This is a genomic window from Streptomyces rubrogriseus (assembly GCF_027947575.1).
Lineage (GTDB): Bacteria > Actinomycetota > Actinomycetes > Streptomycetales > Streptomycetaceae > Streptomyces > Streptomyces rubrogriseus.
Window position 1 is genome coordinate 2,642,119 of record NZ_CP116256.1, and the last position, 24,359, is coordinate 2,666,477.

Annotated in this window: 23 protein-coding genes and 1 riboswitch; of the genes, 15 read left to right on the plus strand and 8 right to left on the minus strand. The window is 72.6% G+C overall.

The features are described 5' to 3' along the window. The first annotated feature begins 46 nt into the window (after positions 1 to 46). From Sru02f_RS11745 to Sru02f_RS11765, 5 genes are all read left to right on the plus strand, one after another. Positions 47 to 1,489, plus strand: coding sequence for a GuaB1 family IMP dehydrogenase-related protein (locus Sru02f_RS11745; RefSeq protein WP_164279790.1), 1,443 nt, complete (start codon positions 47 to 49; stop codon positions 1,487 to 1,489). Positions 1,490 to 1,562: 73 nt separating this feature from the next. After that, complete coding sequence (locus tag Sru02f_RS11750) at positions 1,563 to 1,958, plus strand: hypothetical protein (RefSeq protein WP_109034005.1); 396 nt, start codon at positions 1,563 to 1,565, stop codon at positions 1,956 to 1,958. 298 nt (positions 1,959 to 2,256) lie between these two features. After that, positions 2,257 to 3,747 carry an amino acid permease gene (locus Sru02f_RS11755; RefSeq protein ID WP_109034007.1) on the plus strand — a complete coding sequence of 497 codons (1,491 nt, stop codon included), beginning with the start codon at positions 2,257 to 2,259 and terminating at the stop codon, positions 3,745 to 3,747. Positions 3,748 to 3,762: 15 nt separating this feature from the next. Next, positions 3,763 to 4,215, plus strand: a complete 453-nt coding sequence (locus tag Sru02f_RS11760; protein WP_003977367.1) for an Lrp/AsnC family transcriptional regulator — start codon at positions 3,763 to 3,765, stop codon at positions 4,213 to 4,215. Positions 4,216 to 4,362: 147 nt separating this feature from the next. Beyond that, entirely contained in the window at positions 4,363 to 5,604 is a 1,242-nt protein-coding gene (locus tag Sru02f_RS11765) for an MFS transporter (RefSeq protein ID WP_109034009.1), read from the plus strand. On the opposite strand, the gene Sru02f_RS11770 is transcribed toward Sru02f_RS11765, so the two are convergent. Further along, positions 5,552 to 6,109, minus strand: a complete 558-nt coding sequence (locus Sru02f_RS11770; protein ID WP_164274137.1) for a Repetin — start codon at positions 6,107 to 6,109, stop codon at positions 5,552 to 5,554. The two genes, Sru02f_RS11765 and Sru02f_RS11770, sit on opposite strands and share 53 nt — an antisense overlap. A gap of 309 nt (positions 6,110 to 6,418) precedes the next feature. On the opposite strand from Sru02f_RS11770, the gene Sru02f_RS11775 reads away from it, so the two are divergent. Both Sru02f_RS11775 and Sru02f_RS11780 read left to right on the plus strand, forming a co-directional pair. Beyond that, complete coding sequence (locus Sru02f_RS11775) at positions 6,419 to 7,207, plus strand: carbon-nitrogen hydrolase family protein (RefSeq protein WP_109034011.1); 789 nt, start codon at positions 6,419 to 6,421, stop codon at positions 7,205 to 7,207. A gap of 86 nt (positions 7,208 to 7,293) precedes the next feature. Continuing rightward, positions 7,294 to 8,991, plus strand: a complete 1,698-nt coding sequence (locus tag Sru02f_RS11780) for a flavin monoamine oxidase family protein (RefSeq protein ID WP_109034013.1) — start codon at positions 7,294 to 7,296, stop codon at positions 8,989 to 8,991. A 19-nt stretch (positions 8,992 to 9,010) separates the two neighbouring features. Here the strand turns inward: Sru02f_RS11780 and Sru02f_RS11785 are convergent, their stop codons facing one another. After that, complete coding sequence (locus Sru02f_RS11785; RefSeq protein ID WP_109034015.1) at positions 9,011 to 9,943, minus strand: LLM class F420-dependent oxidoreductase; 933 nt, start codon at positions 9,941 to 9,943, stop codon at positions 9,011 to 9,013. A gap of 133 nt (positions 9,944 to 10,076) precedes the next feature. Next, positions 10,077 to 10,772: a DUF5995 family protein gene (locus Sru02f_RS11790; RefSeq protein WP_109034017.1), complete on the minus strand. Its 696-nt coding sequence runs from the start codon at positions 10,770 to 10,772 to the stop codon at positions 10,077 to 10,079. A 173-nt stretch (positions 10,773 to 10,945) separates the two neighbouring features. On the opposite strand from Sru02f_RS11790, the gene Sru02f_RS11795 reads away from it, so the two are divergent. Further along, the gene (locus Sru02f_RS11795; RefSeq protein WP_109034019.1) at positions 10,946 to 12,091 is read left to right on the plus strand and encodes a glycoside hydrolase family 6 protein; all 1,146 of its coding nucleotides are present in this window, start codon (positions 10,946 to 10,948) and stop codon (positions 12,089 to 12,091) included. On the opposite strand, the gene Sru02f_RS11800 is transcribed toward Sru02f_RS11795, so the two are convergent. Next, complete coding sequence (locus Sru02f_RS11800; protein WP_109034021.1) at positions 12,073 to 13,524, minus strand: uracil-xanthine permease family protein; 1,452 nt, start codon at positions 13,522 to 13,524, stop codon at positions 12,073 to 12,075. The two genes, Sru02f_RS11795 and Sru02f_RS11800, sit on opposite strands and share 19 nt — an antisense overlap. Before the next feature lie 168 nt (positions 13,525 to 13,692). Between Sru02f_RS11800 and Sru02f_RS11805 the strand changes: the two genes are divergently transcribed. Further along, entirely contained in the window at positions 13,693 to 14,151 is a 459-nt protein-coding gene (locus tag Sru02f_RS11805) for an acyl-CoA thioesterase (protein WP_109034023.1), read from the plus strand. Here the strand turns inward: Sru02f_RS11805 and Sru02f_RS11810 are convergent. Further along, positions 14,111 to 15,322 carry an MFS transporter gene (locus tag Sru02f_RS11810; RefSeq protein ID WP_109034025.1) on the minus strand — a complete coding sequence of 404 codons (1,212 nt, stop codon included), beginning with the start codon at positions 15,320 to 15,322 and terminating at the stop codon, positions 14,111 to 14,113. The genes Sru02f_RS11805 and Sru02f_RS11810 overlap by 41 nt on opposite strands. Positions 15,323 to 15,434: 112 nt before the next feature. Between Sru02f_RS11810 and Sru02f_RS11815 the strand changes: the two genes are divergently transcribed. Next, positions 15,435 to 16,634: an ROK family transcriptional regulator gene (locus Sru02f_RS11815; protein ID WP_109034026.1), complete on the plus strand. Its 1,200-nt coding sequence runs from the start codon at positions 15,435 to 15,437 to the stop codon at positions 16,632 to 16,634. 72 nt (positions 16,635 to 16,706) lie between these two features. On the opposite strand, the gene Sru02f_RS11820 is transcribed toward Sru02f_RS11815, so the two are convergent. From Sru02f_RS11820 to Sru02f_RS11830, 3 genes are all read right to left on the minus strand, one after another. Continuing rightward, the gene (locus Sru02f_RS11820) at positions 16,707 to 17,144 is read right to left on the minus strand and encodes a hypothetical protein (protein ID WP_239106276.1); all 438 of its coding nucleotides are present in this window, start codon (positions 17,142 to 17,144) and stop codon (positions 16,707 to 16,709) included. Continuing rightward, positions 17,141 to 17,905 (minus strand): SDR family oxidoreductase, encoded by a 765-nt coding sequence (locus Sru02f_RS11825; protein WP_109034028.1) that lies wholly within the window; start codon positions 17,903 to 17,905, stop codon positions 17,141 to 17,143. The genes Sru02f_RS11820 and Sru02f_RS11825 overlap by 4 nt, the downstream gene beginning before the upstream one ends. A 240-nt stretch (positions 17,906 to 18,145) precedes the next feature. Beyond that, a complete protein-coding gene (locus tag Sru02f_RS11830) occupies positions 18,146 to 20,515 on the minus strand; it encodes a chitinase C-terminal domain-containing protein (protein ID WP_109034030.1) in 2,370 nt (789 codons plus the stop codon). A gap of 204 nt (positions 20,516 to 20,719) precedes the next feature. After that, positions 20,720 to 20,850: riboswitch (FMN riboswitch) on the plus strand. 148 nt (positions 20,851 to 20,998) lie between these two features. Between Sru02f_RS11830 and Sru02f_RS11835 the strand changes: the two genes are divergently transcribed. Genes Sru02f_RS11835 through Sru02f_RS11855 form a run of 5 tightly spaced genes read left to right on the plus strand, consistent with a single transcriptional unit; the run spans position 20,999 to position 24,342 of the window. Continuing rightward, complete coding sequence (locus tag Sru02f_RS11835; RefSeq protein ID WP_109034031.1) at positions 20,999 to 21,601, plus strand: riboflavin synthase; 603 nt, start codon at positions 20,999 to 21,001, stop codon at positions 21,599 to 21,601. Next, positions 21,598 to 22,242, plus strand: coding sequence for a nicotinamide mononucleotide transporter family protein (locus Sru02f_RS11840; protein WP_109034033.1), 645 nt, complete (start codon positions 21,598 to 21,600; stop codon positions 22,240 to 22,242). Before Sru02f_RS11835 ends, Sru02f_RS11840 begins: the two co-directional genes overlap by 4 nt. Next, entirely contained in the window at positions 22,239 to 23,528 is a 1,290-nt protein-coding gene (locus Sru02f_RS11845; RefSeq protein WP_109034035.1) for a bifunctional 3,4-dihydroxy-2-butanone-4-phosphate synthase/GTP cyclohydrolase II, read from the plus strand. The genes Sru02f_RS11840 and Sru02f_RS11845 overlap by 4 nt, the downstream gene beginning before the upstream one ends. Positions 23,529 to 23,549: 21 nt before the next feature. Continuing rightward, positions 23,550 to 24,035: a 6,7-dimethyl-8-ribityllumazine synthase gene (gene ribH / locus Sru02f_RS11850; protein WP_109034036.1), complete on the plus strand. Its 486-nt coding sequence runs from the start codon at positions 23,550 to 23,552 to the stop codon at positions 24,033 to 24,035. A 34-nt stretch (positions 24,036 to 24,069) separates the two neighbouring features. Beyond that, positions 24,070 to 24,342 (plus strand): phosphoribosyl-ATP diphosphatase, encoded by a 273-nt coding sequence (locus tag Sru02f_RS11855; RefSeq protein ID WP_011027788.1) that lies wholly within the window; start codon positions 24,070 to 24,072, stop codon positions 24,340 to 24,342. Positions 24,343 to 24,359: the final 17 nt, after the last annotated feature.

Below are 24,359 nucleotides of genomic sequence, written 5' to 3' on the forward strand. Positions count from 1 at the left end.
CTGACCTGTCCGGGGGCCACCTCTGATCGACTGGGATGTGCAGCACGTGCGTTTCCTCAATGACATCCAGCCCTCGTACGACCTGACGTACGACGACGTGTTCATGGTGCCGAGCCGCTCCGCCGTCGGCTCCCGGCAGGGCGTGGACCTCGGCTCCCCGGACGGCACGGGCACCACGATCCCGCTGGTCGTCGCCAACATGACCGCCATCGCGGGCCGCCGGATGGCCGAGACGGTGGCCCGGCGCGGCGGCCTCGTGGTCATCCCGCAGGACATCCCGATCGAGGTCGTCACCGACGTCGTCTCCTGGGTGAAGAGCCGCCACCACGTCCTGGACACCCCGATCGTGCTGGCCCCGCACCAGACCGTCGCCGACGCGCTGGCCCTGCTGCCCAAGCGCGCGCACAACGCGGGCGTCGTCGTGGACGAGGACGGCAAGCCGGTCGGCGTGGTCACCGACACCGACCTGAACGGGGTGGACCGCTTCACCCAGCTCGAGGAGGTCATGTCCAAGGACCTGATCCTCATCGACGCCGACCTGGACCCGCGCGAGGCCTTCAACACCCTCGACGCGGCCAACCGGCGCTACGCCCCAGCCGTGGACAAGGACGGCCGTCTCGCCGGCATCCTCACCCGCAAGGGCGCCCTGCGCGCCACCCTGTACACCCCGGCCGTCGACGCGAAGGGCAGGCTCCGCATCGCCGCCGCCGTCGGTATCAACGGCGACGTCGCGGGCAAGGCCAAGCAGCTGCTCGACGCGGGCGTGGACACCCTCGTCATCGACACCGCGCACGGCCACCAGGAGTCGATGATCAGCGCCGTCAAGGTGGTGCGCGACCTGGACCCGCGGGTTCCGATCGTCGCGGGCAACATCGTCTCCGCCCAGGGCGTGCGCGACCTGATCGAGGCGGGCGCCGACATCGTCAAGGTCGGCGTCGGCCCCGGCGCCATGTGCACCACCCGCATGATGACCGGCGTGGGCCGGCCGCAGTTCTCCGCCGTCCTGGAGTGCGCCGCCGAGGCGAAGAAGTACGGCAAGCACGTCTGGGCAGACGGCGGTGTCCGCCACCCGCGCGACGTGGCGATGGCCCTCGCGGCCGGCGCGTCCAACGTGATGGTCGGCTCCTGGTTCGCCGGGACCTACGAGTCCCCGGGCGACCTCCAGCACGACGCCAACGGCCGCGCCTACAAGGAGTCCTTCGGGATGGCCTCCGCGCGCGCGGTGCGCAACCGCACCTCGGAGGAGTCGGCGTACGACCGGGCCCGCAAGGCGCTGTTCGAGGAGGGCATCTCCACCTCGCGGATGTTCCTGGACCCGGCCCGGCCCGGCGTCGAGGACCTGATCGACGCGATCATCGCGGGCGTCCGCTCGTCCTGCACCTACGCCGGTGCCGGCTCCCTGGAGGAGTTCGCCGAGAAGGCCGTCGTCGGCATCCAGAGCGCCGCCGGTTACGCCGAGGGCAAGCCGCTGCACGCCAGCTGGAGCTGACCGGCGCCCGCCACCGTCCACCGTCCCGTCAGGCCTGCTTGACGTCAGGCAGGCTTGACGCGACGCTGGGCGCATGACGACACCGCAGAGCATCGAGCCGCAGCACACCCTGCTGACCGCCGTGGCCCGCCTCGACGAGCTGCGCGCCCGCGAGTCCCTCGCCGGGTTCGGCAGCGACGACGAGGCCCTGGACCGCCCCCGGCTCCTGGAGCTGCTCGCACTGAGCGAGGTGGTCGCCCGCAAGGCCGCCTACGGGCGCCAGCTCACCGTCCGCGCCGCCCGCGAGGCCGGTGCCTCCTGGGCACAGATCGGCGCCGCCCTCGGCACCAGCAAGCAGGCCGCCTGGGAGGCGCACACGCGCTGGATCGACGCCCAGGAGGCCGCCCGCGACCAGCCCGGACAGATCGGCTTCGACGCCGCGGACGCGGCCGGGGCACGCGCCGCCGCGGGCGAGCCGGACGGTCACTGACCAGGCCCGATCCACCGTCCGCCGCCCCCGGGCGGACCATCGCACACCCCCGCGCGCAACGAACACCCGCGCTGCCGCGTCGAACGCAACGATCGTGCCCGAACGCGCAAGGTTGCTGCATTACCGGGGCACCGCCCCGCTCGTAGTGTTCTGCGCTGTACGTGGCGTGGCGGGGACCCCGCTCGGTGGGTCCCCGTTCTGCACGAGCGCGCCCGCCGGTCCCCGCCGCTCCCCAGGCCCGCCGGGACCCGTCCGCCCACCCCGGCGGCCCGACCGGCAGCGACAAAGGAGTCAACGCGTGCTCGACCAAGGCGCACCCCCGCACCACGACGCATCGGCCGTCCCACCGTCCCCGGGCCTCGCCGCGCGCCTCATGCGCCGCAAGCCGGTGGAACGCCTGGTCGCCGAGGGCGGCCAGGGCGAGGGCGGCAGCCTCCGCCGCTCCCTCGGCCTCTGGCAGCTCACGATGATCAGCATCGGAGCCACCCTCGGCACCGGCATCTTCGTCGTCCTCGGCGAGGCCGTCCCCAAGGCCGGACCGGCCGTCACGCTGTCCTTCGTCGTCGCGGGCCTCACCGCGCTCTTCTCGGCCCTGTCCTACGCCGAGCTGGCCGGCACCATCCCGGTCGCCGGGTCCTCGTACTCGTACGCCTACGCCACCATGGGCGAACTGGTCGCCTGGATCTGCGGCTGGTGCCTGGTCCTGGAGTACGGCGTGTCCGTGGCCGCCGTCGCCGTCGGCTGGGGCGAGTACCTGAACGAGCTGCTCGACGGCACCATCGGCGTCACCCTGCCCGCGGCCCTGTCGGCACCGCCCGGCGACGGCGGCTTCTTCAACCTGCCCGCGCTGATCGTCGTGCTCCTCGCCATGACGTTCCTGCTCGGCGGCGCACGCGAGTCCGCCCGCGCCAACACGATCATGGTCGTCGTCAAGATCGCGGCCCTGGTGCTGTTCTGCGCGATCGGCGTGCAGGGCTTCCGCTCCGGCAACTACGAGCACTTCATGCCGCTCGGCATGGCCGGGGTCAGCGCGGCCGGTGCGACGCTCTTCTTCTCCTACATCGGCTTCGACGCCGCCTCCACCGCCGGCGAGGAGGCCAAGAACGCCCAGCGCGACCTGCCCCGCGCGATCATGCTGTCCCTGGTCATCGTCACGGTGCTGTACGTCCTGGTCGCGGCCGTCGCCGTCGGCGCCAAGCCCTGGCGGACCTTCACCGACTCCGAAGCCTCCCTCGCGCAGATCATGACCGACGTGACCGGGCAGAGCTTCTGGGGCACCCTGCTGGCCTTCTGCGCGGTCGTCGCCATCGCCAGCGTCGTGCTGACCGTCCTCTACGGCCAGACCCGCGTCCTGTTCGCCATGTCCCGCGACGGACTGGTGCCCAAGGTCTTCTCCAAGGTCCACCCGAAGACCGGCGCGCCGCGGGCCAACACGCTGATCGTCTCCCTGTTCTGCGGCGTCCTCGCCGCCGCCATCCCGCTCGGGCAGCTCGCCGACGCCACCAGCATCGGCACCCTCTTCGCCTTCGCGCTCGTCAACATCGCCGTCGTGGTGCTGCGCCGGACCCGTCCCGACATGCGCCGCACCTTCCGGGTGCCGCTGTCCCCGGTCCTGCCCGCGCTGGGCTTCGGCTTCTGCGTCTGGATGATGGGGAGCCTGTCCACCGTCACCTGGGTGGTCTTCGGTGGCTGGATGGCCGTCGGGCTCGTGTTCTACTTCGGGTACGGCCACCGCCGCTCCCGACTCGCCACACCGGACCCGTCCGAGGCCCGGACGCACCAGAAGTGAAGTGAACGACCCGCAGTGCTGAACGATCTCGACGAACGCATCGTGCACGCCCTCGCCGAGGACGCCCGCCGCTCCTACGCGGACATCGGGCAGTCGGTCGGCCTCTCCGCGCCCGCCGTCAAACGGCGCGTGGACCGGCTGCGCGCCACCGGCGCCATCACCGGCTTCACCGTCCGCGTCGACCCCGCCGCGCTCGGCTGGGAGACCGAGGGGTTCGTCGAGATCTTCTGCCGCCGCAACACCTCGCCCGAGACCATTCAGCGGGGCCTGGAGCGCTACCAGGAGGTCGTGGCCGCGTCCACCGTCACCGGGGACGCCGACGCGGTCGCCCAGGTCTTCGCCTCCGACATGCGGCACTTCGAGCGGGTCCTGGAGCGGATCGCCGGGGAGCCCTTCGTGGAGCGCACCAAGTCGGTGCTGGTGCTCTCGCCGCTGCTGCGGCGCTTCTCGTCGGGCTCGCCCACGTAATCCCATGGGCAGGACGCCGGCCGGCGTCTAGCATCGGTGCCATGAGCCGACGACATTGATCCACCCGCGCCACCCGTAGCGCCTCCTCCCGAGGGCCGCCCCGGACGCCGTACTCCGGTGTCCGATCCGCCCCCTCGGGAAGGCCTCATGACCGTCTCACCTCTGCCCGAGCGTGCCGCCACCGCGCCCACCGACACCCGTCGGCTCGTGCGCACGCTGTACGCCTCCGCGTTCTGCGACGAGTTCGTCCTGCTCTACCCGGTGTACGCGCTGCTGTTCAGCGACACCGGCCTGTCCGTCTGGCAGACGGCCTCGCTGTTCGGCCTGTGGTCGCTGACCGGCATCCTGCTCGAGGTGCCCTCCGGCGCCTGGGCCGACGCCGTCTCCCGGCGGCTGCTGCTGGTCCTCGGCCCGCTGTTCACCGCCGCCGGCTTCGCCCTGTGGGTGCTCGCGCCCTCCTACGGCGCCTTCGCGCTCGGCTTCGTGCTGTGGGGCGCGGGCGGCGCGCTCGGCTCGGGCGCGCTGGAGGCGCTGGTCTACGACGAGCTCGAGCGGGCCGGCGCGGCCGGTCACTACGCCCGCGTCATGGGCCGGTCCCGGGCGATCGGCATCGCCGCGACCATGTCCGCCATGGGCCTGGCCGGTCCGGTGTTCGCCTGGGGCGGCTACGACGCGGTGGGCGCCGCGAGCGTGCTCGCCTGTCTGGCGGCGGCGGCCGTGGCCACCCGGTTCCCCGAGCACCGGACACCCTCCGGCGGCGGCGAACGCTGGTCCGCGACCCTGCGCGCGGGACTCGCCGACGCCCGCGCCGACCGGTCCGTGCGCGGTGCGCTGCTCCTCGTACCCGCCGTGACCGCGGTGTGGGGCGCGCTCGACGAGTACACGCCGCTGCTGGCGCAGGACACCGGCGTGGCGGCCGAGACCGTGCCCTGGCTGCTGCTGGTGATCTGGGCCGGAGCCACGGCCGGCAGCCTGCTGGCCGGTGCGGCGGAGCGCCTGACCACCAACGGCTTCGCCGCGCTGCTCACCGGTTCCGCGCTCGCCCTGGCCGTGGGCGGCCTCGCCGGCACGCCGGCCGCCCTGGTCCTGGTGGCCCTCGCCTTCGGCGGCTTCCAGCTGGCGACCGTGCTGGCCGACGCCCGCCTCCAGCAGCGCATCGACGACACCGGGCGGGCCACCCTGACCTCGGTCGCGGGCCTCGGCACCGAGCTGGGCAACCTGGCCACCTACGGTGCCTACGCGGCGGCGGCCACGGCATGGGGCCACGGCACCGCCTTCGCGCTCTCCGCCCTGCCGTACGTCCTGACGGCGCTGCTGCTGGCCGGCGCCGCCCGGACTACAGCCGCGGCTGCCAGGGCACGACGTCGAAGTCGCCGGTCCCCTTCCTGACCTTCTCGAAGGGCGCCGACCCCACGCACCGGGGCAGCTCCCCGCCCTCCGCGGGGCTGCCCGTCGCCGCCCAGCTGTAGCCGAGCCGGTCGTGGCGGCCCAGGTCGTGGACGGTGATGCCGACCCGCTTCCCCTCGGCGCCGGGGAGGTCGGAGTCGGTGATGACGCCGGAGACGACGGCCACGTCACCGCCGGTCAGGAGGCAGTCCACGGTGGCCTCGGCACGTGCGCCCTTGCCGTCCAGGTAGTGGCTGAACTCGAAGGTCCCGGTCGCCTTGAGAGGGTCCTCAGTGTCCTCGGCCGCCAGATGGGCGTCGAAGGTGAAGGTGATGTCGTCCCCCGCCGACCGGTACAGCTTGGCGGTGCCGGTCAGGGCGGCGGCCTCCCTCGGGGGCGGGCCGTCGTGCGATCTCCCGTCGGGGCCGGCGGCGACGGCCGCGCCCGTGGTGACGGCGGTGAGCAGCAGGGCGGCGCAGAGCGCGGCGGTCGTGGTACGGCGTTTCATGGCGGTCGTCTCCCGTGGATCGAAGCCGGTGAACCGAACGCTCACCACTGTCCCGGCGCCGCGCCCGCACCACATCGCGCCCAGGACGGGAGCCGCCTCCGCCGCGCGGCGGGGAGGGCCGCCCCGGTCTGCTCCCGGGGGACGAGTACCGCACCCGCCGGAGGGTGCGCAACGAATCGCCGCAGGGTGCCCGGGGCACGCAACGATCCGCTCACCGGCGCGCAACAGGTCCGTCTTGTCCGGCCGAGTCCGCCGACCGTACCGTCTATCTGGCCCCCCAACCCCCCTCGTGACCGGTGAGGAACACGCATGCGCACCGCCCTGCTCCAGAGCTCCGGCCGCCCCGGCTCCACCGCCGAGAACCTCGAGGTCCTCGACGAGGCCGCGGGCCGCGCCGCCGCCGCGGGAGCCGCGCTGCTCGTCACCTCCGAGCTGTTCCTGACCGGATACGCCATCGGCGACGCCGTCGGTGCCCTGGCCGAGCCCGCCGACGGCGACGCGGCCGACGCCGTCGCGGAGATCGCCGGGCGCCACGGCCTGGCCGTCGCGTACGGCTACCCCGAGCGGGACGGGGAGCGCGTCTTCAACTCGGTCCAGCTCATCGCCGCGGACGGCACCCGGCTCGCGGGCTACCGCAAGACCCACCTCTTCGGCTGCTTCGAGCGCGACCACTTCACCCCCGGCGAGCAGCCCGTCGTCCAGGCCGAGCTGAACGGCCTCACCGTGGGCCTGATGATCTGCTACGACGTCGAGTTTCCGGAGAACGTCCGCGCCCACGCCCTGGCCGGCACCGACCTGCTGCTCGTCCCCACCGCGCAGATGCACCCCTTCCAGTTCGTCGCCGAGTCGGTCGTGCCGGTACGGGCCTTCGAGAACCAGATGTACGTCGCGTACGTCGACCGCGTCGGCCGGGAGGGCGAGTTCGAGTTCGTCGGCCTGTCCGTCCTCGCGGGGCCCGACGGCGTCGCCCGCGCCCGCGCCGGGCGGGGGGAGGAGCTGATCCTCGCCGACGCCGACCCGGCCTTCCTGGCCGCCTCCCGGGAGGCCAACCCGTACCTGAGGGACCGGCGCCCCGGTCTCTACGGCGCCCTCGCCTGAGCCGCGAACCGCTCGTCCCGCCCCCTCCCGCTCCCTCCCGCTCCCCCCGTTCCGCCCGTTCCACCCGTGCAAGGAGTCCGCCCCCCATGACGTCCACCGTGCCCAACGCGATCGAGCACGCAGACGAGCAGCAGCCGCCGATCACCATGTTCGGGCCGGACTTCCCGTACGCGTACGACGACTTCCTCGCCCACCCCGCGGGACTCGGCCAGATACCCGCCACCGAGCACGGCACCGAGGTCGCCGTCATCGGCGGCGGCCTGTCCGGCATCGTGGCCGCCTACGAGCTGATGAAGATGGGCCTGAGGCCCGTCGTCTACGAGGCCGACCGGATCGGCGGCCGCCTGCGCACCGTCGGCTTCGACGGCTGCGACCCCTCGCTGACCGCCGAGATGGGCGCGATGCGCTTCCCGCCGTCCTCCACCGCCCTCCAGCACTACATCGACCTGGTGGGCCTTCGGACCCAGGCCTTCCCCAACCCCCTCGCCGAGGCCACGCCGTCGACCGTCGTCGACCTCAAGGGCGAGTCGCACTACGCCGAGACCCTCGACGACCTGCCGCAGGTCTACCGGGACGTGGCCGACGCCTGGGCGAAGTGCCTCGAAGAGGGCGCCGACTTCACCGACATGAACCGCGCCCTGCGCGAGCGCGACGTCCCGCGCATCCGCGAGATCTGGGCGAAGCTGGTCGAGAAGCTCGACAACCAGACCTTCTACGGCTTCCTGTGCGACTCGGAGGCCTTCAAGTCCTTCCGGCACCGCGAGATCTTCGGCCAGGTCGGCTTCGGCACCGGCGGCTGGGACACCGACTTCCCCAACTCCATCCTGGAGATCCTCCGCGTCGTCTACACCGAGGCCGACGACCACCACCGCGGCATCGTCGGCGGCTCCCAGCAGCTGCCGCTGAGGCTGTGGGAGCGCGAGCCGGGGAAGATCGTGCACTGGCCGCACGGCACCTCCCTGCGGTCCCTGCACGCGGACGGCGAGCCCCGCCCGGCCGTGACCCGGCTGAACCGCACCGCCGGCAACCGCATCACCGTGACCGACGCCGACGGCGACATCCGCACCTACCGGGCGGCGATCTTCACCGCCCAGTCCTGGATGCTGCTCTCGAAGATCGCCTGCGACGACTCGCTCTTCCCGATCGACCACTGGACCGCGATCGAGCGGACCCACTACATGGAGTCCAGCAAGCTCTTCGTGCCCGTGGACCGGCCCTTCTGGCTCGACAAGGACGAGGACACGGGCCGGGACGTCATGTCGATGACGCTCACCGACCGGATGACACGCGGCACCTACCTCCTGGACGACGGCCCGGACCGGCCCGCCGTCATCTGCCTCTCCTACACCTGGTGCGACGACAGCCTGAAGTGGCTGCCGCTGTCCGCGAACGAGCGGATGGAGGTCATGCTGAAGTCGCTCGGCGAGATCTACCCGAAGGTCGACATCCGGAAGCACGTCATCGGCAACCCGGTGACGGTCTCCTGGGAGAACGAGCCCTACTTCATGGGCGCGTTCAAGGCCAACCTGCCCGGCCACTACCGCTACCAGCGGCGCCTGTTCACCCACTTCATGCAGGAGGACCTGCCGGAGGACAAGCGGGGCATCTTCCTCGCCGGCGACGACATCTCCTGGACGGCCGGCTGGGCCGAGGGCGCCGTCCAGACCGCGCTGAACGCGGTCTGGGGCGTCATGCACCACCTCGGCGGCGAGACCGACGCGACCAACCCCGGCCCCGGCGACCTGTACGAGGAGATCGCGCCCGTGGAACTCCCCGAGGACTAGGGCGTCTCCGGCCGGGGGCCTAGACCCCGGCCGCCCTGGCCTTCTCGTAGACGAGGGCGGCGACGTCCTTGAGTTCCTCGGCGTCGCGCGTGGTGCTCTGCACGTCGACGAGGATCTCGTCCAGGCCGATCTCGGCGTGCGCGGCCAGGTCCTCGACGATCTGGTCGACGCCGCCCTGGAAGGGACGGCGGTCGGAGCCCTCGTAGTTCCTGGCGCTGTAGCGGGTGTTGACCCGAAGCACCGTCCGGATCGGCTCGGTGCGGCCCCGTTCGGCGGCCAGCTCCCGCAGCTCCCGCCACTGCCCGGCGACGGTCTCGGCGCCCGTGCCGGTCGGCAGCCAGCCGTCGGCGTGGTCGACCAGGCGGCGCCGGGCCCGGCCGCTGCCGCCCGCCGCCAGCAGGATCGGGATCGGCCGGGCGGGCTTGGGGCCGACCACCGCGGACGCGATCTTCGTGACCTCGCCGTCGTACACCACCGGGTCCGGGCCCCACACCGCCCGGCACACCCCGATCAACTCGTCGAGGGCGGCGCCGCGCTCGGCGAACGGCCGCACGGACGCCGCCGCGTACTCGTCGTGCGACCAGCCGGTGCCGAAGCCCGCCACCACCCGGCCGCCGCTCGCCGCGTCCAGCGAGGCCAGCGACTTGGCCAGTTGGAAGGGCACGTGCAGCGGGGCGACCAGCACACTCGTGCCCAGCCGGGCCCGCTCGGTGACCGCGGCGGCGAGGGCGAGGGTGACCAGCGGCTCCGCCACACTCCGGTACGTGTCCGGCCAGGGCAGACCCTCGACGCCGTACAGCCCCTGGGTCGCGGGCTCCGGGAACAGGGCGCGCTCGAACACCCACAGGCTCTCGTAGCCCATCCGCTCCGCCGCGCGCGCCACGTCGGGGACGTCCTTGCCGATGTCGTACTGCCGCATCTGGGGGAGGCCGAGTCCGAGCCGGGTCGTCATACCGGGGTGCTCCTTCGCAGTCGGGGTGCGATGTTGCCGATGGTTCCCACCAGGTTGCCCATGAGGCCCACCGGTTGCAACGTACAGCTATTGCGCGGGAGTTCCGGGAGCGCACGCCGCGGGAACCGGCCGGTCAGTCCGGTAGCGGGGTGAGCAGCATGCGGCCCGCGAAGCCCACCGCGGCGTCCAGTCGGACGGTGAACTCCCCGGCGACGTCCGGCAGCCGGCGCAGTGCCCACAGCGCGCGGGCCGCCGCCCAGGTGGCCTCGCGGGCGCGGTCCAGGCTCCAGGAGCCCAGCAGATGGGTCAGCGGGTCGGCGATCTGCAGGACGTCGGGACCCGGCATCAGCTCGTCGCGGATGCGCTCCTCCAGCGAGACGAGGAGATCGCCCACGCGGTCGAACTCGTCCTCCAGGTCGACGGGTTCGCAGCCGAGCGTACGACAGGTGTCCACCACGGCCAGCGCGAGGTCGTGGCCGATGTGCGCGTTGATGCCCGCCAGCGCGAACTGCAGCGGCCGTACGCCGGGATGGCGGCGGAACTGGAACAGGGGGCGCCAGCAGGCGGGCGGACGGCGGTCCTCCTCCGCCGCGTCCACGGCGGCCAGATAGCGCTCCGCGAACCGTACGTCCAGCGCGGTCGCGGCCGAGGCGTCCGCGAACCGGCCGCCGTCGATGTGCCGGTCCACGGCCTCCGTGACGGCGAGGTAGACGCGGTTGAAGACCGCGACTCCGTCCCGGGCCGGCAGCGCGGTGTCGAGGGCGCGCATCCGGGACAGGACGGTGTCCACCGTCAAGGCGGCCGTCGGGACTTGCTCGCAGTGCGCCATGGCCGCAGCGTCGCAGCTTTAGGCTGACGGGAGTGCCGGCGGGCCCGACGCTTCCCCAGAACGGGGGAACGCGCCCGCCGCGCGGGGGAGGGGGACCGTACGTGTCAGGCCGTCGTGGCCGGCGCCGGGCTGCTCGCAGGGCGGAGCGCAGGCGGGCCGCAGGACGCGCTGCGATGGTCGCGGCGGCGTCCGTCGTCGTCGCCGTGGGGACCGCCGCCGGAATGCTCACCGCGCTCGGCGACGAGGACGCCGGCGGTGCCGACGCCGGCCACCCGCGGGTGACGCGCTCGGTGCGGCTGGACGCCCTGCCCGTCTCCCCGTCCCCGTCCCCGTCGGCGGTGTCGTCGGGATCCGCGTCGCCGTCGGTGTCACCGTCGCCGACCGCCTCGAAGCCCACTTCCGCCCCTTCGCCGAAGCGGAACTCCGCGAAGAAGGAACCGCGGTCGACGGACGCCGCCACCCGGCTCTACCGGCACCCCGGCTCCCAGGTCCTCGACTGGGTCCGGGCCCACCCCGACGACCCGCGCCGGGACGTCATCGCGTCCCGGATCGCCGGCCACCCGGCCGCCGTCTGGTTCGCCGACCACACCCCGGCCACCATCACCTCCCGGGTCCGCGCCGTGACCGCCGCGGGCGCCGCCCAGGGCCGGGTGCCGGTCCTCGTGCCGTACGCGATACCCGACCGCGACTGCGGCGGCCACTCGGAGGGCGGCGCGCCCGACCTCGACGCCTACGACGCCTGGATCGACCGGTTCGCCGCCGGGCTGGGCTCCGGTGAGGTGATCGTCGTGCTGGAGCCCGACTCGGTCGCCCAGTCCGAGTGCCTGACCGCCGGTGGGCGCGCCGACCGCTTCGCCTCCCTGGCCCGCGCCGGGCGGGTCATCAAGGACGCCGACCCGGCCGCCCGGGTGTACTACGACGCGGGTCACTCCGGCTGGCACGCGCCGGCCAGGCAGGCGGGCTGGCTGAAGCAGGCCGGTGCCGCCTCGGCCGACTCCTCCGACGGCGTCTTCAGCAACGTCTCCAACTTCCACGCCACCGCCGACGAGGTCGCCTACGACCGCGCGGTCCTCGACGCCCTCGGCGGTCCGGCGAGCCTCGGTGCCGTCATCGACACCAGCCGCAACGGCAACGGCGCCCCGGCCGACGGCGAGTGGTGCGACCCGGACGGCCGCAGCCTCGGCCGCGCACCGACCCTCACCACCGGCATGGGGCGCATCGACGCCTACCTGTGGGTCAAGCTGCCCGGGGAGTCGGACGGCTGCCGCGGCGAGCCGGGGACCTTCACGCCCTCGTACGCCTACGACCTGGCGCGCTGAGCCCCGCCGTCACCACCGGCGCCGCCGTCACCGCCGTCAGCACCGGCGCCGCCGGATTCGGTCTTCGCGTCGTACGACGACGTGCCCTCGTCGAGCAGCGGCTGCTGCGTCTTGAGGTGGGCCGGGGCGAAGGCCCGCAGCGCGTGGTAGCCGGTGATGACGACCAGCGTGCCGAGCGCGATGCCGCTGAGCGAGAACGTGTCGGTGAACTCCATGCTGACGTTGCCGACGCCGATGATGATGCCCGCGGCGGCCGGCACCAGGTTCAGCGGGTTGCGCATGTCCACCTTGGCGTTGATCCAGATCTGCGCGCCGAGCAGCCCGATCATGCCGTAGAGGATGACGGTGATGCCGCCCAGCACACCGCCCGGGATCGCCGCCACGACCGCGCCGAACTTCGGGCAGAGGCCGAAGAGCAGGGCGAAACCGGCCGCCGCCCAGTACGCGGCCGTCGAGTAGACCCGGGTCGCGGCCATCACGCCGATGTTCTCGGAGTACGTGGTGTTGGGCGGGCCGCCGACGGCGGTGGAGAGCACCGAGCCGATGCCGTCGGCCGAGATCGCCGTGCCGAGCCTGTCGTCGAGGTTGTCGCCGGTCATCTCGCCGACCGCCTTGACGTGCCCGGCGTTCTCCGCGATCAGGGCGATGACGACCGGCAGGGCGACCAGGATCGCCGACCACTCGAAGCTCGGCCCGTGGAACGACGGCAGCCCGATCCAGTCGGCCTGGCCCACGGCGGAGAAGTCCAGCCGCCAGTGGTCGGTGAGCTTGCCGCTGCCGTCCACCGAGTGGATCCTCCCGAAGATCCGGTCGAGGGCCCAGGACAGGACGTACCCGAAGACCAGCCCCAGGAAGATCGCGATCCGGGACCAGAAGCCGCGCAGGCAGACCACGGCCAGACCGGTGAACAGCATCACGAACAGCGCCGTCCACTGGTCCTGCGGCCAGTACGTGGACGCGGTGACGGGCGCCAGGTTGAAGCCGATCAGCATCACCACCGCGCCCGTGACGACCGGCGGCATCGCGGCGTGGATGATCCGCGCCCCGAACCGCTGCACGGCGAGGCCCACCAGGAACAGCGCGACGCCGACGACGAGGACCGCGCCGGTCACCGTGGCGCTGGTGCCGCCCTGCGCCCGGATGACCGCGGCGACGCCGACGAAGGAGAGCGAGCAGCCGAGGTAGCTGGGCACCCGGCCCCGGGTGGCGAGCAGGAAGATGACGGTCGCGACGCCCGACATCATGATCGCGAGGTTGGGGTCCAGGCCCATCAGGACCGGAGCCACGAAGGACGCCCCGAACATGGCCACCACGTGCTGGGCGCCGAGCCCGGCCGTGCGGGGCCAGGAGAGCCGTTCGTCGGGGCGGACCACCGCTCCGGGGGCGGGCACCTTCCCGTCCCCGTGCAGTTTCCAGCGCACGCCGAGGTCCATGGTGAGGTTTCGCTTTCTCTGTACGTGAGGACTGTCCGGACCATTGTCGGGGGTGCCCGGCCGTGCGTTGACCTGCACCCTTCCCCGAGGGGCGTCCTGAGCGTCCGCTTAGGATGAGCGGGAACCGCCGTACCCGAGCACAGCCGAGCACGACCAGGAGCCCCACCCGTGACCGCCGAAGCCCCCACCGCGCCCGCCCTGTCCCACGGCCGGCTCGTCCCCGTGACCGTCCACTTCGACGACCTGGACGCCCTCGGACTGCTGCACAACGCCCGCTACCCGGTGATGGTCGAGCGCGCCTGGACCGAGCTGTGGGCCGGGCACGGCGTCCGGTTCGAGGGCGACTGGGAGGCGGCCGGCGACGCCTGCAACGCGGTCAGGGAACTGACGATCGGCTACGAGGCGCCGGTCACCCGGCCCGGCGCGTACGCCGTCCACCTGTGGCTGGACCGGCTCGGCACCACCGGTCTCACCTACGGCTTCCGGTTCTGCTCCGCGGACGGGGCCACCACCTACGCCCGGGGCACCCGGGTGCTGGTCCGGCTGGACGCGCGTACGCTGCGCCCGGCGCCGTGGAGCGAGGCGTTCAGGACTGCCGGCCGGGCACTTCTGCGACCGGTGGACTGATCTTCGGCCGGTTCCGGTCCCCGGCCCGCAGCACCCTCGCGAACACCATCAGGCAGCAGGCCAGCAGGGTCACCAGGCCGAACGACACCACCAGGCTGGTCGCCTGGGCCAGACCGCCGATCGCGCTCGGCGCGACCAGGCCCGAGGTGTACGTGATCGTGGCGACGCCCGCGATGGCCAGGCTCGGGTTGGAGCCGGCCCGGCCGGCCGCGGCGAAGCACAGCGGGACGACCACGGCGATGCCGAGGCCCATCAGCGCGAAGCCGGACATCGCCACCGCCGGGTGGCCGCCGACCACGACGAGCAGACCGCCGAGAGCGGCCAGCACACCGCTCACCCGCACCGTGCGGACCGCGCCGAACCGGTCCACCACCTTGTCCCCGGCGAGCCGGGCCAGTGCCATCGTCAGCGTGAAGCCGGTCGTGCAGGCCGCCGCCAGACCGGCCGAGGTCTCCAGCTCGTCCCGCAGGTAGACCGCGGACCAGTCCAGGCTCGCGCCCTCCGCGAACACCGCGCAGAACCCGACCGCGCCGATCAGCAGCGCCGACCTGGGCGGCAGCGCGAAGCGCGGCGGCGGGTCCTCGTCCTCGGCGGGCTGGAGGTCCAGCACCCAGGTGCAGGCGACCAGGCCGGTCACGGTCAGCACCGCGGCGGCCAGGAGGTGGTGGGTCCGGGCGTCCGTGCCCAGGTGGGCGGCGAGCGTCCCGGCCGCCGAACCGATCAGCGCGCCCGCGCTCCACATGCCGTGCAGCCCGGACATGATCGACTTGTCCAGACGGTTCTCGATCTCGACGCCCAGGGCGTTCATCGCCACGTCCGACATGCCCGCCGTGGCGCCGTACACGAACAGGGCGAGACACAGGGTGAGCAGGTTCGGGGCGAGGGAGGGCAGGATCAGCGCCAGCGTCCACAGGGCCAGCAGACCGCGCAGGGCGGTACGGGCGCCGAAGCGGTGGCTGACGCTCCCGGCCAGCGGCATGGCGAGGGACGCGCCGAGCGCCGGGAAGGCGAGCGCCAGTCCCAACTGGCCCGCGCTCACACCGGCGTGGTCCTGGATCCACGGCACCCGGGTCGCGAAGGAGCCGGTGACGGAGCCGTGCACGGCGAACACCGCCGCCACGGCGTACCGGGCGTGCTTCACCTCGCGCCGCCCGTAGGTCCCTGTGCTCATGGTCCACCCCTCCGTGTCCGTCAATCCGCGGCGTAAACTATCAGGGAGCCTGCCTGATAGATAGTGGATTACCGGTGCGGCCCCCGCGCCGCCGATCTGGAAGGATCCCGGCATGCCCGCATCACCGAGCACCGCCCGGGCCATCAACGACCGGCTCGCCCTTCATCTGCTCCAGCAGGAGGGCCCGTTGACGGCAGGGCAGTTGAAGCAGCTGACCGGCCTGTCCCGGCCCACCGTCGCCGACCTCGTCGAACGCCTCACCGCCTCCGGACTGATCGAGGTGGCGGGGGAGTCGGGCGAGCAGCGCCGCGGACCCAACGCCAAGCTGTACGGCATCGTCGCCGAGCGCGCCCACCTCGCCGCCCTCGACGTGCGCACCGAAGGCGTCGCCGTACTCGTCTCCGACCTGCTCGGCCGGGTCCTCGCCGAGGCCTCCGTGCCCATCGACGACCACTCCGGCACCGGTCCCGCGGTGGAGCAGGCGGTGAGCCTGGTCGAGCGCGCGGTCAAGGAGGCCGGCGCCGACCGGCTGCACACCGTCGGCATCGGCGCGCCCGGCCTGATCGACCCGGTCGGCGGGGAACTCCGGGACTCCACCGGGCTGCCGGAGTGGCATCGCCGGCTGATGGCCGCGCTCCAGGAGAAGTTCCCCGAGGCCCGGGTCGGCGTCGAGAACGAGACCAACCTCGCCGCCCTGGCCGAACAGCGCGACGGTGCCGCCCGGGACCGGGACACCTTCGTCCTGCTCTGGCTCGGCCTCGGCATCGGCGCCGCCGTCGTCCTCGACGGCACCCTGCGCCGGGGCGTGTCCGGGGGCGCGGGCGAGATCGGCTTCATGCCGGTGCCGGGCACGGCGGGCCTGCCGTCGGCCACCGACTGCGACGGCGGCTTCCACTCCGTGGCCGGGGCGGCGGCGGTCACCGCCCTCGCGGCGGAGCACGGCGTGACGGCACGACCCGCCGGTCCCGAGCCGCACGCCGCCGCACTGGTCCGGGAGGCGGTACGCCGGTCGGCGTCCGGGAGCGACCCCGCCGCGGAGGGCTTCCTCGACGCCCTCGCCGACCGCGTCGTACTCGGCGCCGCCGCCGTCGTCTCCGTCCTCGACCCCGGCTGCCTGGTCCTCGCCGGTGAGATCGGCCGGGCCGGCGCCGACGCCCTCGCCGACCGCGTCCAGTACCGGCTCACCCGCATGTCACCGCTGGCCACGGAGGTGCGGCCCAGCACCCTGGGCGGCGGCGCGGTACTGCGCGGCGCCCTGCTCACCGCCCGCGACCGTGCCCAGGACGACCTCTTCGCACCGCCGGAGCGGTAGCCCGCGTTCGCACCGCCGGAGCGGTAGCCCGCGGTGCCCGGGAGGGTCTCACTCGGGGCGGCCGGAAGGGCCTCACTCGGGGCGCCGGCCGGTGCCCGTGGAGCCCGCCTCCCGGAACGCCGCGCCGTCCGCCGCCAGCCACACCAGTACCGCCGGGAGCAGGACCGCCGCTCCCAGCAGCACCATGAAGCCCGCGGCACTCCCCGTGGACAGGGGCTCCAGATGCCGGGCGTGGAACAGGAGGTGGGCGACGGAGGAGACCAGATAGGCCACCAGGGACGTGAGCACCAGGCGGCGCTCCATCGTCGCCACCGCCGCGCACAGCACCACGGCGAGCGCGAGGCTCGCCCCGCCGAAGTCCCGGAGCAGATGCTCGTTGTAGGGCGGCAGGTGCGACACCCAGGGCCACTTCCAGAACAGCTCGGGCAGCAGCAGGATCCACAGTCCCAGCACCACCTGGCCGCCCGCGAGCAGTCCCAGCCCCGCCCGCAGCCCCGCCCGTCCGCTCATCCGCGCCGCCCGCCCTCCCCGCCGCCGAACCGAACCGCCAGGTACTCCTCGAACGTGCCCTCGCCGACCGCGTGTTCGGGCGCGAGATGCCCGCCCGCGCGGAACGCGCGGTAAGTCTTCCCCGCGAGCGGCACGTTCACCACGGCCCGCCGGCGTCCCGTGGCGCCCAGATAGGCGCGGGCCAGCGACGCGAAGGTGCGCACCTCGGGACCGCCCATGTCCGGCACCCGCCCGGCGGGCGCCCCCTGGGCCAGTTCGGCGAGCCGGTCCGCGACCTCCGCCACCTCCACCGGCTGGTCGGAGGCGTGGGCGGGCAGCACCACGACCGGCAGCTTGGCGAGCGCCCGGAGCATCTGCACCACCAGGTCGTGGAACTGGGTGGCCCGCAGCACCGTCCACCCGATCCCCGACTCCGCCACCAGCCTCTCCACCGCGAGCTTGGACCGGTAGTAGCCGAGCGGCACCCGGTCGACGCCGACGATCGAGATGTAGACCAGGTGGGTCACGCCGGCCCGCCGCGCCGCCGCGATCAGGTTCGCGGCCGACCGCTCGTCCCCGCCGCGCTGCGTGGTCGCGCAGTGCACGACCGTGTCGACTCCGGCGAGCGCGGCGTCCAGGCCGCCGCCACCCTCGCGCAGGTCGACGGAGTACGGCTCGCTGTGCCGGCTGAGCACCCGCACCTCGTGCCCGTCGGCGCGCAGCCGATCGGTGACGAGCCGGCCGAGCGTGCCGGTGCCGCCGGTCACCAGGATCGTGGTCATGTCGTTCAGCCCCTGTCGGACGTGGGGCTCCCGGGTGGAGCGCCCTGTCGTCAGCTGGGACCCCGCGGCACCCGCGGAATGTGACATCACCGGGGCGGATTCCTCACGGCCGGGCCGGCTGACGGCCTGCGACCACCAGTTTGTCCGGGTTCATCACGGCGTGCAGTCCGCTGGGCGTTGGGGGGACCCGACGGCGGGCAAGGGCCTTCGTCACCGCCGCCGGGCCCGTTCGGGCGGGGGTCAGCAGGCGCCGAGGTCCTGCCAGACACCCCATTCACCGGTGGTTCCGGGCTCCTCGCCCTTCGTCCACCACTTGGACTTCCACGTGTGCCCCTGGTGGGACACCGTGGTGCCGCCGCCGTACGACGAGGCCGTGTCCCAGGCGGGGGCGGTGCACTGCCCGGTGCCGTCCGTCGGGCTGGGGCTCGGCCCCGGGGACTCGGTGCCCGTGGGCGTGGGGGTGGGTGTCTGTGTCCCGGGGTCCACCACGGTCGTGCCCCGGGCGAGGTCACCCGCCAGGGCGTACGCCTTGCCGCCGATCGTCACCGTCCAGTTCGACGGGGTCGACACGGGCAGGTAGTAGTTGAACGCCAGGTCCACGGTCGCGCCCGGCGCCAGCGACTGCCACGCCGGCAGCTTCAGCGACACCCGGTGGAAGTCACCCTTCAGGCCGCCCGCGTTGCCGCCCGTGTGGTCGCTGCTGATGACCTTGGTCCCGAAACCGGACTGGTCGGAGGCGTTCCCCGGGGCCGAGGTCCCGTAGTCGAACTGGAACTCGGTGCCACCCGGCAGCGCGGTCCTCGTGTTGTTGGTGATCCGCAGCTTGGGCGTGATCGGGTAGTTGGAGTCGCCCAGCTTGAAGTCGGTGAACTCCACGTCCACGTCCACGGCCTGCGCCGGCAGGTCCGCGTCGGACTTCTTCGCGCCGTAGGGCGCGGCCGACTTGAACGTGTCGTACATCAGCGAGGTGAGCGTGTCACCCGGCTCGTACTGGCCCTTGGCGGCGTTCCAGCCGTAGTCGCCGGCCAGCTCCCAGATCATCGCGCCGCCGATGCCGCGGTCCACCACGTAGTCGGCCTTGGCCCCGACCGACTGCTCGTCCTCGGTGGACAGGAACACCTTCTTCTCGGCGTTCCACAGCCAGGGGGCGACCAGCGTCGAGTCGTACTTGCGGGCGTAGGTGCCCGTCAGCTTCGTGTCCGCCGGGAAGCCGTAGTCGGTGACGTAGTCGCCGACGATGCCCTTCTCGAGGTTCTTGGCGTGCCACATCGGGTTGGAGCCCGCCGGGGACTCCTTGCCGTTGGTGTCGAGGTCGTGCCAGAGGTTGTCGATGCCGACGGCGCCGTCACCGCACTTGGTCAGGCCGGAGCCCGCCGGGCAGGTGGACGCGGATGCCTTGCCCCACAGACCGTCGGTGCCGCCCTGGACGTTCTTGTGGCCGCGGGTGTAGTACGGCAGGCCGATGTTGATGCGGCCGGCCGGCATGGAGCCGCGGAAGTAGTGGTAGGCCCAGTCGGTGTTGAGGTAGCCGATGCCGCCGTACTGGGCGCTGCCGTAGACGTTGGCGGCGGCCAGTTCGGCGTCCTTGCCGTCGTCGAAGAGCGAGGCGTTCGGGCCGACGTACTCGTTCCAGGCGCCGTGCAGGTCGTAGGACATGATGTTGACGTAGTCCAGGTACTTCTGGACCTGGAAGGTCTCCATGCCGCGCAGCAGGTACCCGGAGGACGGCGCGGCGACGGACAGCAGGTAGTGCCTGCCGTCCGCGGCGCCCGCGCGGTCCAGCTTCTCGCGCAGCGTCTTCATCAGTGCCGCGTAGCCCTTGACCAGCCCGGCCCGGCGGCCGTTGGCGAAGGACCAGTCGAGCGGGTTGCCCGCGTCCTTCATCGTCGTCGGGTACTCGTAGTCGATGTCGACGCCGTTGAAGCCGTACTTCCGGACGAAGTCGACCGCCGAGTCCGCGAAGGTGTCGATGCCGGCCCGGTTGACCGAGCCGTCCGCGTTGGTGGCCATCGAGTAGAAGCCGCCCGAGTCGACGCGCGAGCCGTCTTCCGCGAAGTAGCCGCCCGTCTCGGCCCAGCCGCCCACCGAGATCATCGTCTTGACGTCCGGGTGCTGCTTCTTGAACTTGTTGAGGAGGTTGAAGTGGCCCTTGTAGGGGAGGCCGGGGTCCATCTCGGCGCCCTCGACCCCGGGCCAGGTCATGCCGGTCGCCGGGTTCTTCTCGCCGTCCGAGCCCACGGACAGCCTGTTGCCGCCGTCGACGTGCGCGAAGGCGTAGTTGATGTGGGTGATCTTGTCCCACGGGATGTCCGAGGCGAGGTAGGCCGGCTTGCCGTCCTTGCCCGTGCGCCAGCTCGTGAAGTACCCGATCACCCGGCGCGGGTGGTCGGCGCCCATCTTCTCCCTGCCGTCGGCGTCGTAGACCGAGCAGTAGGGGACGTCGACGCCGGGGGTCTCGTAGAGCCCGTCGGGTCGACAGGACTCCTGGCCGGCGGCTTGCGAGGCGGTCGCCGGGAGACCGGCGAGCAGCAGGCCGGCGACGGCGGCGACGGCCGCGAACAGGGCCGGCCCCGCTCTGTGGCGGGATCTGGAGCGTGACGGGGAAGGCACAGTCGGTTCCTCTCCACGGAAGTTGCGCAGACAGTAGAGAGGACTAGACCAGTGAGTCAATAGGTATGGACCAATCCCAAGGCGACGGCGCGGCCACCCAGTTGGCACCCTCCCGGCCCGGCCATGACCACCCTGTGAGCCACTCCACACGCTCCGTTCGCATGAAGGTGGATCAGGCGTGGCACACTGGCCCTGTACCAGAAGCAGCGCACTCCGGGGTCGGTGAAAGTCCGAACCGGCGGTTACAGTCCGCGACCCGGTCGCCTCCAGCGACCGGTTGACCAGGTGAAATTCCTGGACCGACGGTTAAAGTCCGGATGGGAGGCAGTGCGCGGCGGGCGAGCACTCGTGCGCGCCGCCGATTTCTGGGCGTGCCCCTCAGGGGTGCGCCCTGTGCGGCGTCGCTCCCGGTGTCCTCGTTCGTGACTCTGTCGTTCCGACAGCCCCGGAGTCCGTGCCCGAAGAGGCAGGAGGACCCGGGAAGTGTTCACCGGAATCGTCGAAGAGCTGGGCGAGATCACCGCAGTCGAGACCCTCGACGACGCCTGTCGCTTCCGCGTGCGCGGCCCCGCGGTCACCGAAGGTGCCCGGCACGGCGACTCGATCGCCGTCAACGGTGTCTGCCTCACGGTCGTCGACCACGAGGGCGACGCGTTCACGGCCGACGTGATGGCCGAGACCCTGGACCGCTCCAGCCTCGGCGCCCTCGCCGTCGGCTCCCGCGTCAACCTGGAGCGCCCCACCGCCGTCGGCGCCCGGCTCGGCGGGCACATCGTGCAGGGCCACGTCGACGGCACCGGCGAGATCCTGGAGCGCAAGCCCTCCGAGCACTGGGAGATCGTCAGGATCTCGCTGCCCGCAGACCTCGCCCGCTACGTCGTGGAGAAGGGCTCCATCACCGTCGACGGCATCAGCCTCACCGTCGTCGACGCGGGACCCGACTTCTTCACCGTCAGTCTCATCCCGACCACCCTCGCCCTGACCACGCTGGGCATCAAGCAGCCCGGCGACCCGGTCAACCTCGAGGTCGACGTCATCGCCAAGTACGTCGAGCGGCTGCTCGGCGCCCAGGGGAGTACCAAGTGAACTGGCTCAACTCCGAGGCGTTCACGCTCTTCGACCAGCACATCAAGTGGTCGGACATGATCGGCAACGTGATCGGTCTGCTCGGCCTCGCCCTCGGCTGGCGGCGCTCGATCTGGACCTGGCCCGTGCAGTTCGCCTCCGGGCTCGTCCTCTTCGCGGCCTTCGCCACCGCCCACCTCTCCGGCAGCGCCGGCAAGCAGATCGTCGTCATGGTCGTCGCCGCCTGGGGCTTCTGGCAGTGGAACCGCGGCCGGCGGCAGACCCAGGACGGCTCCGTCGCCGTACGGTTCGCCACCTGGCGCGAACGGGGCGCGCTGGCCGCCGCGGCCGCCGTCGGCACCCTCGCGGTCGGCGGCCTGTTCACGGCCTTCCCCACTCTGTCCTGGGACCCCTGGCCGGACGCGTACATCTTCGTCGGCACCGTCGTCGCGATGTACGCCCAGGCCCGCGGCATGGTCGAGTTCTGGTTCGCCTGGCTGCTCGTCGACCTCGTCGGCGTCCCGCTGAACTTCGCCAACGGCTTCGCCTTCTCCGGCTTCGTCTACGTCCTCTACGGCGCGCTCGTCCTGTGGGGCCTGCGCGACTGGTGGCTGCGCTCCCGCGACGCGGCCCGCCCCCTTCCGGAAGGAGCGCCCGCATGAGCACGGCACCCATCCTCTACAGCCCCGACGGCCCCGAGGACCTCGTCCTCGACCCCGTCGAGCAGGCCGTCGCGGACATCGCCGCGGGCCGCCCCGTCGTGGTCGTCGACGACGAGAACCGCGAGAACGAGGGCGACCTCGTCATCGCCGCCGAGAAGGCGACCGAGGAGATCGTCGCCTTCATGATGACCGAGTGCCGCGGCCTGATCTGCGCCCCCATGGAGGGCGAGGAACTGGACCGGCTCCGGCTCCCGCAGATGGTCGACGACAACACCGAGTCGATGAAGACCGCCTTCACCGTCTCCGTGGACGCCGGCGCCGCCCACGGCGTCACCACCGGCATCTCCGCCGCCGACCGCGCCACCACCCTCCGGCTCCTGGCGGGCGGCACCGCCGAGCCCGGCGACCTGGTCCGCCCCGGGCACGTCTTCCCGCTGCGCGCCCGGCCCGGCGGCGTGCTCGTCCGCAACGGCCACACCGAGGCCGCCGTCGACCTGGCCCGCCTCGCGGGACTGCGTCCGGCCGGCGCCATCGTGGAGATCGCCGGCGAGGACGGGCGGATGCTGCGGCTGCCCGAGCTGATCCCGTTCGCCCGCAAGCACGGCCTGACGATCATCTCCATCGAGGACCTGATCGCCTACCGGCGCAGCGCGGAACCCACCGTCCGCCGCGAGGCCGAGGTACGGCTGCCCACGAAGCACGGCGAGTTCACGGCGTACGGCTACCGCTCCACCGTTGACGGCGTCGAGCACATCGCCCTCGTGCACGGCGAGATCGGCGACGGCCGGGACGTCCTGGTCCGCGTCCACTCCGAGTGCCTCACCGGCGACGTCTTCGGCTCCCAGCGCTGCGACTGCGGCCCCCAGCTCGACGCCTCCCTGGACCGCATCCAGGCCGAGGGCCGGGGAGTCGTCGTCTACCTGCGCGGCCACGAGGGGCGAGGCATCGGCCTGATGTCCAAGCTGCGCGCCTACGAACTCCAGGAGCGCGGCCGCGACACCCTCGACGCCAACCTGGAACTCGGCCTGCCCGCCGACGCCCGCGACTACGGAGCGGGCGCCCAGATCCTCAAGGACCTCGGCGTGCGCGCCGTCCGTCTGATGACCAACAACCCGGACAAGAGCGACGCCCTGGAACGGCACGGCATCACGGTCACCGGCCGCGAGCCCATGCCCGTCCAGGCCGGCGAGCACAACCTCCGCTACCTGCGCACCAAGCGGGACCGGATGGGACACGACCTGCCCTGGCTGGACACGACCCCCGTGTCCACCTGCGGCAACCAGTAAGCAAGTACGACGAGGAGACACGTGAGCGGCAAGGGTGCACCGGAACTGTCCGTACGCAACGTCGGGGACCTCAGGGTCGCCGTGATCGCGTCGCAGTGGCACGACAAGGTGATGGACGGACTGGTGGACGGCGCCCTGCGCGCCCTGCACGAGCTGGGGATCGACGAGCCGACCCTGCTCAGGGTCCCCGGCAGCTTCGAACTGCCGGTGGTCGCCAAGGTCCTCGCGGGCCGCGGCTACGACGCGATCGTCGCCCTCGGCGTCGTCATCCGCGGCGGCACCCCCCACTTCGACTACGTCTGCCAGGGCGTCACCCAGGGCCTGGTCCAGGTCTCCGTCGAGACCGGCGTCCCCGTCGGCTTCGGCGTCCTCACCTGCGACACCGAGGAGCAGGCCCTGGACCGGGCCGGCATCGAGGGCTCCCGCGAGGACAAGGGCCACGAGGCGGTGACCGCGGCCGTCGCCACGGCGGCCACGCTCCGCTCAGTATCCGAACCGTGGCGATAGGCCGGTCGGCACTACGCGTAAAGTGGGCGGCACCATGTCCAAGAAGACTTTCGAGGAGCTCTTCACCGAGCTCCAGCACAAGGCCGCAAACGGCGACCCCGCCACCTCCCGCACCGCCGAACTGGTGGACAAGGGGGTCCATGCCATCGGCAAGAAGGTCGTCGAGGAGGCCGCCGAGGTCTGGATGGCCGCCGAGTACGAGGGCAAGGACGCGGCGGCCGAGGAGATCTCCCAGCTGCTGTACCACGTCCAGGTGATGATGGTCGCCCGCGGCATCTCCCTGGACGACGTCTACGCCCACCTGTAAAGCCGGACCCCCCTTCT